Origin of the sequence: Bacillus tequilensis, assembly GCF_012225885.1 — a bacterium.
GTDB classification, from domain to species: domain Bacteria; phylum Bacillota; class Bacilli; order Bacillales; family Bacillaceae; genus Bacillus; species Bacillus tequilensis.
On sequence record NZ_CP048852.1, the window covers coordinates 597,520 to 610,803 of the forward strand.

Consider the following 13,284-nt stretch of genomic DNA (forward strand, 5'->3'; position numbering starts at 1 on the left):
TAGCTAATATCAATATATACAAGATATAATAATATGAAAATAGATGTTGAGGTGACGGCATGGAAATCAACGATATCATTTACGGACAGCACCAAATAGACGGAGTGCTGGAAGAGCTTATCAAGAGCGAGCCGGTGCAAAGGTTAAAAGGAATCTATCAAGGCGGAGCGAGCTTTTTAGTGAATCGAAAGTGGGATGTGACCCGGTATGAGCACTCCATCGGCGTGATGCTTCTCATCAAAAAGCTGGGAGGAACGATAGAAGAGCAGATAGCAGGCCTGCTTCACGATGTGTCGCACACAGCTTTTTCTCATGTCGTCGATGTTGTTTTTGAAAATGAAGCGGAAGACTACCATGAAAACATCTTTCAACAAGTCATTTTTCAATCTGAGATTCCGGGAATTCTAGAAAAACACGGATATGATGCCGAAGAGCTTTTAACAGACGATACGAGATGGACATTGCTCGAACAGCCCGCACCGGAGCTCTGTGCCGATCGGACAGACTATACGCTGCGTGACATGTGCCGATATGGGCACATTAGTCTGCATGAAGCGCAAACCTTTTTGGATCATCTCATTGTGAGAAACGGAAGGATGTTTCCGGATGGTATCGAAGCCGCTGAATGGTTTGTCAGTGTATATTACAAAGAAGTGATTGATTTCTTTTTGAATCCCGTGAATGTATATGGCTATGAATATGTAGCACGAACGTTGAAGGCTGCGCTGCGTCACCATGTCATATCCGCGGAAGATCTGCTGAAAACGGATCAAGAGGTACTCGACATCCTGCACGCGTCCAAAAATGAAGAAGTGCTGAGCTTGCTTGCACATATCCATCCCTGCATCCGAGTAAAAGAAGATGACATCCAGTATGATTTCCATCAAAAGAAGAAAATGCGCCTCATCGATCCATCCATTTTTCATCAAGGCGAATGGGTCAAAGCCTCTGCGGTATCTGAAAACATCAGAAGATGGGGCGAGGACGCTTATCAAAAAGCGAAAAAAGGTGTGTATATAAAAGTGTTGCATCACTAATTGCCGCGTCACAGCGGCTTTTTTCATGTTTGATTTTGCAAACTAAAGGGAATAGGACAAACTGAGGGACCGTTTTATGAGAATATCAGCGTATTTACATACCATTCGGGGGTATAGTATTATCGAGAGGGCAGTTTGCTTGCGGATATGAGTTTTTATTGTCTGCGGGCAACAGTTACAGTGAAAAATGAAGCAAAGGAGAATGAACATGAAAATCTCTAAAAAAGCACTGGGAATTCTGATGTTATCTCTGGTTTTTGTGTTATCAGCATGCGGCGCTGACAATAGCGCGAAAGAAAGCAAATCTGAAAAGCATTCAGGTTCTTCATCACATGAAGAAATGGAACATTCCGGATCAGCTGACGTACCAGCGGGATTACAGGAATCTAAAAATCCAAAATATAAAGTAGGCAGCCAAGTGGTCATCAATGCATCTCATATGAAAGGCATGAAAGGTGCGGACGCTACAGTGACAGGCGCCTATGACACGACAGCTTATGCTGTATCATATACTCCGACAAACGGGGGACAGCGTGTGGATCATCATAAATGGGTGATTCAGGAAGAAATCAAAGACGCGGGAGATAAAACATTAAACCCCGGAGATCAAGTGATCTTAGAGGCTTCTCATATGAAAGGCATGAAGGGAGCGACAGCCGAGATCGACTCCGCTGAAAAAACAACCGTATACATGGTTGACTATACATCAACAACAAGCGGTGAAAAAATGAAAAATCACAAATGGGTCACAGAAGACGAGCTTTCAGCTAAATCATAAAAAAAATCCTCCTTTTACAAGGAGGATTTTTTTGCTGTCTGAACAGGTCTTGTTAAAGAAATGAAGGCAAACAGGACAGCGATGATGACGATCGATCCGCCGCACCATGCCGTTGAGACAACAGTGCCCGTTTGCTCCAAAACAACACCGCCAATGGCTGAGCCAAGGGCAATTCCGACTTGGAGGGCCGACGTGTTAAAGCTTTGCTGAATGTCAGACGACTCTGGCGCAATTTCAATTAAATAGCTTTGCTGAGCGGGGGCGAGGCTCCAGCTCAGAAGTCCCCAAATCACCATGACAGGCAAGAAGAAAATCATGGACGATGTGGACAGCGGCAGTAAGAACATAATGATGGCAAAGGAACCGGTCACCAGCAAAATACTCTTAAAGGAACCAAGCCGGTCAGAAAGCGCTCCTCCGAAAGGACCTCCGCACACAGCAGATATCCCGAAAAGGAAATAACAAATGCTGACCCAGAAAGAGTTCAAGTGAAGAGTTTCTTCTAAAAACGGCGCAAAGTAAGCATACAGCGTGTAGTGCCCCGCCAAGGTAAACATCGTGACAAGATGCGAGCTCGCGATTTTCAGATTGCCAATCGTCTTGAGCTGATCCCGAAAAGGAATCATTTTCTCCGTTGGTATTTTTTCGAAAAAGATTGAAATAATCAGCATAGAGACCAGCGCCAACAGGCCGATGCCAAGGAACAAAATCCGCCATCCGAAGGAATTGCTGATCAAGATGCCAAGCGGCACGCCTAATGCGATAGCGGAACTGAATCCCATGAAAATAATTCCGATGGCGCGCGCTCTGTATTCAGGCGCTACAATTTTCGGGGCAATCGTTAATGAAAGCACAACGATCAGCCCTGTACTCATCGCAGCCAATACCCGTGATACCATCAGCGTCGCAAAATTCGGGCTGAAATAGGCTACAAGATTGCTAAGGAAGAAAACAAATAAGGCCATTAAATATAAACGCTTGCGCTCAATCTTCGCAGTCAAAGCCAAAAGCAGCGGCCCTGACACTGCATATCCCAGCGCAAACACACTGATCAGCTGCCCGGCTGAGACAATGGAAATGTCTAAATCATTTGCGATCTGAGGAAGAATTCCTCCTACAATTAACTCAACCAATCCGACTGCAATCGTAGAAGCTGCAAGCAGAAAAACTTTAAAATTCATAACAAACTCCTTTACTTAAATGTTTTGACAAATAAAAAAATCCTGATTACAAAAAATGTCATAAACAAATTTTGTAATCAGGATTTTACGGTTCCTGGTAGACACCCTCAAACCATATTATTGAGGTTATACAAGTGATCATAGCTATTTAATTGATGCGTTTCTGTTGAAGAGTGTAACACATTGTGAGTGAATCTTCCATAGAAAAATTTACAAAGCGGTGAACGGAATGAGCATATGATTATATTTATATTTTTAAAAGTATAGACATTTAAAAATTAATGACTATAATATAAATTGTAAGCGTTTTAATCATAAGGGGGGATAGCAATTGAAAAAAATATTACTTGCGTGCAGTTCAGGAATGTCCACCAGTTTATTGGTGACAAAAATGAAGGAATACGCACAATCCATCGGTGATGAAACGGAGATTTGGGCTGTCGGCCAGGATAAGGCGAAAGAAGACATGAAAAAAGCGGATGCCGTTTTGATCGGCCCGCAAATGAGCTTTCTGAAAAGCGAACTGCAAAAAGAGGCGGATCAATACAGCATTCGGGTTGAGGTCATTGACATGATGGCCTATGGAATGGCAGATGGCAAAAAAGCGTATGAGCAGGCATTGTCATTAATGGAGAATCAATAATGGAACAGATGAAAATCACGGATTTAACAGGCGAACAAATCAGTTTTCAGCTTATCCTGCACAGCGGAAATGCCCGCAGCTGCATCATGCAATCACTGCGCGCCTACAAAGAAGGGAACAGGGAAGAGGCCGATGCCCTCATTTCCAAGGCTGAGCAGGATTTATCAGCAGCCCATGACATTCACTTTCAAATGATACAGAAAGAATCCGGCGGAGAAGCAGCCGCATTCTCCTTGCTGCTCATGCATGCAGAGGATCACCTGATGTCAACGTTGACCATGAAGGAATTAGTGAAAGAGCTGCTTGATCTCTTTGAAACAAAGAATCTATAAAAAATCGGGGTGGATAGGGTGTTCGAGAAAATCAGCCAATTCCTTGTTCCAATTGCAGGGAGGTTAAACAATAACCGCTATTTGCAAGTGCTGCGTGATGCATTTATGCTGGCTTTCCCTCTTACGATCTTCGGGTCCATTTTTGTCGTGTTAACGAACCTTCCGTTTTTAAACAAATTGATGAACGCCTCAATGCTTACGTCGTTTCAGTCTCAGTTCGGCATAGCGTCTACGGCGACTATGGGCATTATGTCTGTCTTTGTCGTGTTCGGGATAGGCTATTACCTGTCAAAAAGCTATCAGGTCGAAGCTGTATTTGGCGGAGCGATCGCATTGGTTTCCTTTTTGCTCTTAACACCATTTATCGTTCAGCCGGAAACAGGGGATGCCATTACAGGCGTTATCCCGGTTGACCGTCTCGGTGCAAAGGGGATGTTTCTTGGTATGATAACGGCGTTTCTTTCCGGTGAAATTTACAGAAGAATCGTTCAAAAAAACCTGACCATCAAAATGCCTGCCGGTGTTCCGCCTGCTGTAGCAAAATCATTCGCAGCACTTATTCCGGCTTTTATTACCTTGACCGTATTTCTGCTGATTAACGTTCTGGTGACACAGCTTTTTAAAACAAATATGCACGACATCATTTATCATGCGATTCAGGCTCCGCTTGTCGGACTTGGAAGCGGTATCATTCCGACGCTGATTGCCGTGTTTTTCATTCAAATTCTTTGGTTTTTCGGTCTGCATGGACAGATCATTATCAACTCTGTGATGGACCCGATCTGGAATACACTGCAGGTCGAAAACCTTTCTGCATACACAGCGGGAAAAGAAATTCCCCATATTATTTCAAAACCGTTTATGGAGATTTATACAGTAGGGATGGGCGGAACCGGGATGACGCTTGCGATTGTGTTCATAATCCTTATATTCATGAAAAGCAGGCAGATGAAGCAAGTATCCAAACTTGGCCTCGCGCCCGGTATTTTTAACGTAAACGAACCGATTATCTTCGGGCTTCCGATTGTCATGAATCCGATCATTCTTGTGCCTTGGGTATTGGCGCCGATGATTGTTACGCTCGTCACCTATCTGGCTATGTCAGCCGGGCTCGTCCCGCCTCCGACTGGTGTGACGGTGCCGTGGACGGTTCCATTATTTATTAATGGCATGATGGCGACGAACTCGATCATGGGGGGCGTGATGCAGCTTGTGAACCTGCTGATTGTCTTCGTGATATGGTTTCCGTTCCTGAAAGCAATGGATAAATTACATCTGGCAAAAGAAAAAGAACAGGCTGTGCAGGAAACGGCTGCTCAGCAAAATGATAACAATATCAAAATGTGACAAAAGGGGAGAGAGACTTTGACGCAAACAGAACAATATCGCTTTCCGAAAGACTTTTGGTGGGGATCATCCGCCTCGGCAACACAAACGGAGGGTGCCGCCGATAGAGACGGAAAAGGGCAGAACATATGGGATTATTGGTTTGAAAAAGAACCGCATCGATTTTTTGATCGAGTCGGACCCGCGACGACATCTCAATTTTACGACAACTACAAAGAAGATATCAGGCTGATGAAAGAGCTTGGCCACAACTCATTCCGGCTGTCGATTTCCTGGTCGCGTTTAATACCAAACGGAACAGGCGAGATCAATGCGAAAGCTGAAGCGTTTTATCATAGTGTCATTGATGAGTTGATCGCTAACGGAATAGAGCCTTTTGTCAATTTGTTTCATTTTGATATGCCGATGGAACTTCAAAAAAACGGCGGCTGGGTAAACAGGAGAACGGTTGACGCTTATGAAAATTATGCAAGAACAAGCTTCCGTTTGTTTGGCGACAAGGTGAAAAAATGGTTCACGCATAATGAGCCGATCGTCCCCGTAGAGGGCGGATACTTATATGATTTCCATTATCCAAACAAGGTCGATTTTCAAGAGGCTGTCCAGGTCGGTTTTCACACGTTGCTATCGAGTGCCCGTGCGATTCAGGCTTACAGGGAAATGAAGCAGGATGGGAAAATCGGTATCATCTTGAATTTGACGCCCTCATACCCGAGAAGCAGCCATCCGGCCGATGTAAAAGCGGGAGAAATAGCGGACGCATTTTTTAACAGATCTTTTTTAGACCCTGCTGTGAAAGGGGAATTCCCAAAAGAGCTGGTTGAGATTTTGGAGAGTGAGGGATTTGTGCCTGAATATCAAAAAGAAGATCTTGAGGTCATCAAGCACAATACGGTTGACCTGTTAGGCGTGAATTACTATCAGCCGAGACGTGTAAAAGCAAAAGAACATCTTCCAAACCCTGATGCTCCTTTTTTCCCAGACAGGTATTTTGATCCGTACGTCATGCCGGGCCGCAAAATGAATCCGCACCGCGGCTGGGAGATTTATGAAAAAGGCGTATATGATATTTTGATCAATTTAAAAGAAAACTACGGGAACATCGAGTGCTTTATTTCAGAAAACGGCATGGGGGTCGAAGGCGAAGAACGTTTCAGGGATGAGCAAGGCATCATTCAAGATGATTACCGGATTGAGTTTATCAAGGAGCACCTCAAATGGATTCATCGCGCCATACAGGAAGGATCAAACGTGAAAGGCTATCATCTATGGACGTTTATGGACAACTGGTCTTGGACCAATGCCTACAAAAACCGATACGGGTTTGTATCAGTCAATCTCGAGAAAGACGGAGAAAGAACCGTCAAAAAGAGCGGAAAATGGTTCAAAGAGGTTGCTGAGCAAAACGGTTTCTAGCATGTCAAAAGATACAGATCTTCCGGCAATCATCAGGATGAATAGAGCTCACGGCCAGCCGCAGCATTGATGAAAGAGGGAAAAGAACTTATGATATCCGTAAAGAAGATTATGTGATATCAAACTTTAACAGCTGCCGGAGGATACCAATGAATAAATACGAAATCATTGCAAATGAAATGAGAAGCAGAATCAAAAATAACGTATATCCGATCGATCAGCCGATTCCCGATGAGATATCTCTTGCAAAAGAGTTCAATTCAAGCCGCATGACGATGAAAAGAGCCTTGGATAATTTAGTTGCCGAAGGGCTGCTTTTCAGAAAACGGGGCCATGGCACGTTTATTATTCAATCAGCAATACAGGATGACCAAGTCCATGTGGTGAGTAATGAAATCCTTGGATTGACCAACCTGTTGAAAGATAAGGAAATCAAAAGCAAGATCATTCAGTTTGAAGTGCAATTTCCGACCGAAGAAGTGGCCGCCCATTTATCTATCGATCAGAAGACACCGGTTTATTATGTCGTCCGGCTGCGGATTGTGGAGGGAGAGCCCTACGTATTGGAAAAAACATATATGCCCACTCAGTTAATACCGGGCATTAATGATGACGTCCTACATGATTCGGTCTACAACCACATCACAAACGAGCTGCATCTGAAAATAGCCGGATCGCACCGGAAAATCAGAGCCTGTAAATCTGATCAAATTGACCAGGAGCATCTTGGCTGCAAACAGGATGATCCGATTCTGGAAGTCGAACATGTGGGCTTCTTAGATAACGGCATTCCATTTGAATATTCCTTTTCACGTCATCGGCATGACAAATTTGTCGTCACTTCGGTAAACATACGGCGCTGATCGCGGAGATAACAAGGAGGCCATCTGGATGCTTGGCGGTATTGAAGCAGGCGGCACAAAGTTTGTTTGTGCCGTCGGTAAAGAGGATGGAACGATTATTGACCGAATAGAGATTCCCACAACGATGCCGGAAGAAACGATAGAGAAAGTGATTCAATATTTTCACCAATTTTCACTACAGGCCATCGGCATCGGCTCCTTTGGTCCCGTTGATACTGATAAAACCAGTCGAACATACGGAACCATTATGGCTACGCCGAAAGCGGGCTGGAGACACTTTCCCTTTTTGCAAACCATTAAAAACAAAATGAAAATCCCAGTCGGATTTAGTACGGATGTCAACGCTGCGGCGCTGGGGGAATTCCTTTTCGGTGGAGCGCAGGATCTCGACAGCTGCCTGTATATCACGATTGGCACTGGCATCGGTGCGGGCGCAATTGTAGAGGGCAGGCTCCTTCAAGGGCTGTCACACCCAGAGATGGGTCATATTTATATCCGGCGGCACCCGGATGACACATACCAAGGGAAATGCCCATATCATAAGGATTGTTTTGAAGGTTTGGCTTCCGGTCCTGCCATAGAAGCACGCTGGGGAAAAAAAGCTGCTGATTTATCAGCTATCAATCAAGTCTGGGAACTGGAAGGCTATTATATTGCCCAAGCGCTGGTTCAGTATATTTTGATCCTTGCCCCTAAAAAAATCATTCTTGGCGGCGGCGTCATGAATCAGAAACAAGTGTTTCCTTATATTTATCAATACGTACCGAAAATGATGAACAGCTATTTAATTTTTTCTGAATTATCAGATAGTATAAGATCATATATCATTCCTCCCCTTTTAGACAGAAATGCCGGAATCATCGGCACGCTTGTTTTAGCGGATCAGGCCTTAAAAGCAGCCGGAGAGGTGCGAACATGAAGCATCCTTTATTTTTGGAGCCTGTCTTTAAAGAAAGAATATGGGGAGGAACAGCGCTTCGTGATACTTTCGGCTACTCGATTCCCTCAGCAAAAACAGGGGAGTGCTGGGCCGTTTCTGCACATGCCCATGGCTCGTCGGCTGTTAAAAACGGCCCGCTGTCAGGAAAGACACTGGATCAGGTATGGCAGGATCATCCGGAGGTTTTCGGTTTTCCAGATGGTAAGGTGTTTCCGCTCTTAGTAAAGCTGCTGGACGCTAACATGGATCTTTCCGTGCAAGTACATCCTGATGATGATTATGCGATACTGTACGAAAACGGGGATCTCGGAAAAACAGAGTGCTGGTATGTTATTGACTGCAAAGAGGATGCGGAACTGATTTTGGGGCATCACGCAAGCACAAAGGAAGAATTCAAACATCGTATCGAAAGCGGTGATTGGAACGGACTGCTGAGGAGAATCAAAATCAAGCCCGGAGATTTCTTTTATGTGCCAAGCGGTACGCTCCATGCTTTATGTGAGGGGACCCTTGTCCTTGAAATCCAGCAAAACTCTGATACAACGTATCGCGTATACGATTATGACCGTTGCGATGACAAAGGCCAAAAAAGAACTCTTCATATAGAAAAAGCTATGGAAGTCGTTACAATACCGCATATTGAGAAAGTGCATACACCGGAAGTGAAAGAAGTTGAAAATGCGGTCATCACCGTTTATGTACAATCGGATTATTTCTCAGTGTACAAATGGAAGGTTAGGGGCCGAGCTGTTTTTCCTTCTCAGCAAAGTTATTTGCTGGGGAGTGTTCTGAGCGGATCAGGACGAATCGTAAATCATGGTATTCAGTATGAGTGTAATGAAGGCTCACACTTTATTTTGCCTGCGCGCTTTGGCGAATTTTCAATAGAAGGAACATGTGATTTGATCATATCTCATCCTTAACGAATGGGGGAGCTTGATTTGTTTATCCTTGATCGTTTTACTTGCGTCTTTCATTTTTGCAAAACCGATTGAAGCGCATACTATGTCGCCTGTAAATCTTCATGCACAGCAGACAACAAAAGCAGTCATGAATTGGCTTGCTCATCTGCAGAACCGAACAGAAAACAGAGTCCTTTCCGGAGCATTCGGTGGTTACAGTCATGACCCATTCTCTATGAGTAAAGCTGGAATCCGAAGTGCAGCCGGACAATCACCTGCTATTTACGGCTGTGATTATGCAAGAGGGTGGCTTGAAACAGCAAATATTGAAGATTCGATTGATGTAAACTGCAACAGCGAGCTGCTATCGTATGGGAAAAGCGGGGGGAATTCCGCAAATCAGTATGCACCTGGCAAATCCTGCTATTCAGTCAGGGCATTTTAAAACCAAATTACAAACGATCAGCATAAGAACATATTGGACTCTTCAACAGCAGAAGGGAAGCGGCTGAATGCCATGCTCAGCAAAATTGCTGACAGACTTTAAGAGTTGGGGAACCAAGGTGTCCCTGTTCTGTTCAGGCCGCTGCATGAAATGAACGGTGAATGGTTTTGGTGGGGACTTACATCATATAATCAAAAAGATGATGTAAGAATCTCTCTATATAAACAGCTCTACAAGAAAATCTATCATTCGGACATTCAATAAGGGAGAAATATGGAATGGAGATTCTTTAACGCCTATCATTGAGTGAATATAAAGCAAAAGGTGCTCAAGAGTTTTCTTGAGCACCATCACACCTGATCAGGCATTCATATCGCCTAACCCAGGGCTGTGTTCATTTGGCATTTCCGGAAGCACTGGAACAGGGAAACCTGCCGGAGGGTCTATCACTTGTAACTCTCCGCCATTTCTGCTTGGAGATGTTCCTTGATAGATTTCTCCGATTCTTGTTTCATCCAATCTGAAATTAAATTGTGCATTGTGGTAGCCCAATTCGACATATTTTCTGCACTCAGGATATTTATTGATGTCGTAATTCGGCACAGGTAAGAGCTTCGCCCACTCAACGCCCAATGTTTCGAGTGCTTTCGCAAACGCATTTTGGTGAGCATTGTCGCGTACAATAAGAAAAGCAAGAGTCTCCCGAAACGTCTGATTCGTGCTCATTTCGTAAATCCTTGTTTTTTGCAGCACGCCTGTTGACTCAAGAAGCAGGTTATCCAACAGGTCGGTAATTAAGTTTCCGTGGTTATACACCCATGACCCGTTCCACGGATTGCCCCCTGCATCAACAGGAAGGGAACTTTGCGCCCCAATAATATAATGATGAGGATTAGCATGTTTAACAGCTTCATTAAGTGGTGCCTGATCTGCACCTTGACTGCCGACACCTTCACCGCCTGATTCATCTAATAAAGCATTAATTGTGTTTTGCACCAGCTCAACGTGGGCAATCTCCTCTAAAAAAATGCCACGCAGCAAATCGCGGTACTGTTTCTGCTTTCCTCTGAAATTCGAGCTTTGGAAAAAAACTGCATCATCGTACGCATTTCTCCGTAATGACCGCCTAATATCTCCTGCAGGACCTTTGCAGCTGCCGGATCTGGCTTATCCGGTTTAATGATGTTTATCAGTTCTTCTTTGTAGTAATACATACACGCCTCATTCCCTCTCAAGTGATCTTTTATATTGTTTGTAAGATGAGATGAAATATATACATTAAATATGTGAAAAAAGATAATAAAAAATATAGGGAAAGTGTTGACCAAATAAAACGGGCATGGTATATTATTAAACGTCGCTGATGAACAGCGTGAAACAAAACGAAAAACAAAAAAAGTTTTTCTAAGGTGTTTACAAGATTTTTAAAATGTGTATAATAAGAAAAGTCGAATTAAACATTCGAGAAGAAACATTTTAAAAACTTCTTGACTTCAACATCAAATGATAGTATGATAGTTGAGTCGCTTGATAAGCGCCCGTAGCTCAATTGGATAGAGCGTTTGACTACGGATCAAAAGGTTAGGGGTTCGACTCCTCTCGGGCGCGCCAATACAAAATACCACGCGGGTGTAGTTTAGTGGTAAAACCTCAGCCTTCCAAGCTGATGTCGTGAGTTCGATTCTCATCACCCGCTCCATTAATTGAATGATCTTTGAAAACTAAACAAGACAAAACGTACCTGTTAATTCATTTTTAAACAAATCGCACAGCGATGTGCGTAGTCAGTCAAACTTTTATCGGAGAGTTTGATCCTGGCTCAGGACGAACGCTGGCGGCGTGCCTAATACATGCAAGTCGAGCGGACAGATGGGAGCTTGCTCCCTGATGTTAGCGGCGGACGGGTGAGTAACACGTGGGTAACCTGCCTGTAAGACTGGGATAACTCCGGGAAACCGGGGCTAATACCGGATGGTTGTTTGAACCGCATGGTTCAAACATAAAAGGTGGCTTCGGCTACCACTTACAGATGGACCCGCGGCGCATTAGCTAGTTGGTGAGGTAATGGCTCACCAAGGCGACGATGCGTAGCCGACCTGAGAGGGTGATCGGCCACACTGGGACTGAGACACGGCCCAGACTCCTACGGGAGGCAGCAGTAGGGAATCTTCCGCAATGGACGAAAGTCTGACGGAGCAACGCCGCGTGAGTGATGAAGGTTTTCGGATCGTAAAGCTCTGTTGTTAGGGAAGAACAAGTACCGTTCGAATAGGGCGGTACCTTGACGGTACCTAACCAGAAAGCCACGGCTAACTACGTGCCAGCAGCCGCGGTAATACGTAGGTGGCAAGCGTTGTCCGGAATTATTGGGCGTAAAGGGCTCGCAGGCGGTTTCTTAAGTCTGATGTGAAAGCCCCCGGCTCAACCGGGGAGGGTCATTGGAAACTGGGGAACTTGAGTGCAGAAGAGGAGAGTGGAATTCCACGTGTAGCGGTGAAATGCGTAGAGATGTGGAGGAACACCAGTGGCGAAGGCGACTCTCTGGTCTGTAACTGACGCTGAGGAGCGAAAGCGTGGGGAGCGAACAGGATTAGATACCCTGGTAGTCCACGCCGTAAACGATGAGTGCTAAGTGTTAGGGGGTTTCCGCCCCTTAGTGCTGCAGCTAACGCATTAAGCACTCCGCCTGGGGAGTACGGTCGCAAGACTGAAACTCAAAGGAATTGACGGGGGCCCGCACAAGCGGTGGAGCATGTGGTTTAATTCGAAGCAACGCGAAGAACCTTACCAGGTCTTGACATCCTCTGACAATCCTAGAGATAGGACGTCCCCTTCGGGGGCAGAGTGACAGGTGGTGCATGGTTGTCGTCAGCTCGTGTCGTGAGATGTTGGGTTAAGTCCCGCAACGAGCGCAACCCTTGATCTTAGTTGCCAGCATTCAGTTGGGCACTCTAAGGTGACTGCCGGTGACAAACCGGAGGAAGGTGGGGATGACGTCAAATCATCATGCCCCTTATGACCTGGGCTACACACGTGCTACAATGGACAGAACAAAGGGCAGCGAAACCGCGAGGTTAAGCCAATCCCACAAATCTGTTCTCAGTTCGGATCGCAGTCTGCAACTCGACTGCGTGAAGCTGGAATCGCTAGTAATCGCGGATCAGCATGCCGCGGTGAATACGTTCCCGGGCCTTGTACACACCGCCCGTCACACCACGAGAGTTTGTAACACCCGAAGTCGGTGAGGTAACCTTTTAGGAGCCAGCCGCCGAAGGTGGGACAGATGATTGGGGTGAAGTCGTAACAAGGTAGCCGTATCGGAAGGTGCGGCTGGATCACCTCCTTTCTAAGGATATATACGGAATATAAGACCTTGGGTCTTATAAACAGAACGTTCCCT

9 protein-coding genes, 2 tRNA genes, 1 rRNA gene, 3 pseudogenes and 1 riboswitch are annotated in these 13,284 nt (G+C 45.1%); of the genes and pseudogenes, 13 read left to right on the forward strand and 2 right to left on the reverse strand.

What is annotated here, in order from left to right; all coding sequences use genetic code 11:
* Positions 1-59: 59 nt before the first annotated feature.
* Positions 60-1,037 carry an HD domain-containing protein gene (locus G4P54_RS03175; protein ID WP_167871747.1) on the forward strand — a complete coding sequence of 326 codons (978 nt, stop codon included), beginning with the start codon at positions 60-62 and terminating at the stop codon, positions 1,035-1,037.
* Positions 1,038-1,195: 158 nt separating this feature from the next.
* Positions 1,196-1,815 (forward strand): annotated as a pseudogene (locus G4P54_RS03180) (YdhK family protein).
* Between the two features lie 14 nt (positions 1,816-1,829).
* On the opposite strand, the gene pbuE reads toward G4P54_RS03180, so the two are convergent.
* The gene (gene pbuE, locus G4P54_RS03185) at positions 1,830-2,996 is read right to left on the reverse strand and encodes a purine transporter PbuE (RefSeq protein ID WP_024714015.1); all 1,167 of its coding nucleotides are present in this window, start codon (positions 2,994-2,996) and stop codon (positions 1,830-1,832) included.
* A gap of 54 nt (positions 2,997-3,050) precedes the next feature.
* Positions 3,051-3,150, reverse strand: a riboswitch (purine riboswitch).
* A gap of 177 nt (positions 3,151-3,327) precedes the next feature.
* On the opposite strand from pbuE, the gene G4P54_RS03190 reads away from it, so the two are divergent.
* The 8 genes and pseudogenes from G4P54_RS03190 to gmuG all read left to right on the forward strand — a co-directional run.
* The gene (locus tag G4P54_RS03190) at positions 3,328-3,639 is read left to right on the forward strand and encodes a PTS sugar transporter subunit IIB (RefSeq protein ID WP_024714016.1); all 312 of its coding nucleotides are present in this window, start codon (positions 3,328-3,330) and stop codon (positions 3,637-3,639) included.
* Complete coding sequence (locus tag G4P54_RS03195) at positions 3,639-3,971, forward strand: PTS sugar transporter subunit IIA (protein ID WP_024714017.1); 333 nt, start codon at positions 3,639-3,641, stop codon at positions 3,969-3,971. Before G4P54_RS03190 ends, G4P54_RS03195 begins: the two co-directional genes overlap by 1 nt.
* 18 nt (positions 3,972-3,989) lie before the next feature.
* The gene (celB, locus tag G4P54_RS03200) at positions 3,990-5,318 is read left to right on the forward strand and encodes a PTS cellobiose transporter subunit IIC (RefSeq protein WP_024714018.1); all 1,329 of its coding nucleotides are present in this window, start codon (positions 3,990-3,992) and stop codon (positions 5,316-5,318) included.
* An 18-nt stretch (positions 5,319-5,336) separates the two neighbouring features.
* Positions 5,337-6,734, forward strand: coding sequence for a glycoside hydrolase family 1 protein (locus G4P54_RS03205; protein ID WP_167871748.1), 1,398 nt, complete (start codon positions 5,337-5,339; stop codon positions 6,732-6,734).
* Between the two features lie 149 nt (positions 6,735-6,883).
* Positions 6,884-7,597: a transcriptional regulator GmuR gene (gene gmuR / locus G4P54_RS03210; protein WP_167871749.1), complete on the forward strand. Its 714-nt coding sequence runs from the start codon at positions 6,884-6,886 to the stop codon at positions 7,595-7,597.
* A 28-nt stretch (positions 7,598-7,625) separates the two neighbouring features.
* The gene (locus G4P54_RS03215) at positions 7,626-8,516 is read left to right on the forward strand and encodes an ROK family protein (protein ID WP_167871750.1); all 891 of its coding nucleotides are present in this window, start codon (positions 7,626-7,628) and stop codon (positions 8,514-8,516) included.
* Positions 8,513-9,460 (forward strand): mannose-6-phosphate isomerase, class I, encoded by a 948-nt coding sequence (gene manA, locus G4P54_RS03220; protein ID WP_167871751.1) that lies wholly within the window; start codon positions 8,513-8,515, stop codon positions 9,458-9,460. The genes G4P54_RS03215 and manA overlap by 4 nt, the downstream gene beginning before the upstream one ends.
* A gap of 13 nt (positions 9,461-9,473) precedes the next feature.
* Positions 9,474-10,133, forward strand: a pseudogene (gmuG, locus tag G4P54_RS03225) (mannan endo-1,4-beta-mannosidase); the annotation flags it as partial.
* Between the two features lie 111 nt (positions 10,134-10,244).
* Here gmuG and G4P54_RS03230 read toward each other — a convergent pair.
* A pseudogene (locus G4P54_RS03230) lies at positions 10,245-11,098 on the reverse strand (manganese catalase family protein).
* A gap of 320 nt (positions 11,099-11,418) precedes the next feature.
* Here G4P54_RS03230 and G4P54_RS03235 point away from each other — a divergent pair.
* From G4P54_RS03235 to G4P54_RS03245, 3 genes are all read left to right on the forward strand, one after another.
* A tRNA-Arg gene (locus tag G4P54_RS03235) sits at positions 11,419-11,495 on the forward strand.
* Positions 11,496-11,509: 14 nt separating this feature from the next.
* Positions 11,510-11,583, forward strand: a tRNA-Gly gene (locus G4P54_RS03240).
* Positions 11,584-11,680: 97 nt separating this feature from the next.
* Positions 11,681-13,230: ribosomal RNA gene (locus G4P54_RS03245) — 16S ribosomal RNA — on the forward strand.
* Positions 13,231-13,284: the final 54 nt, after the last annotated feature.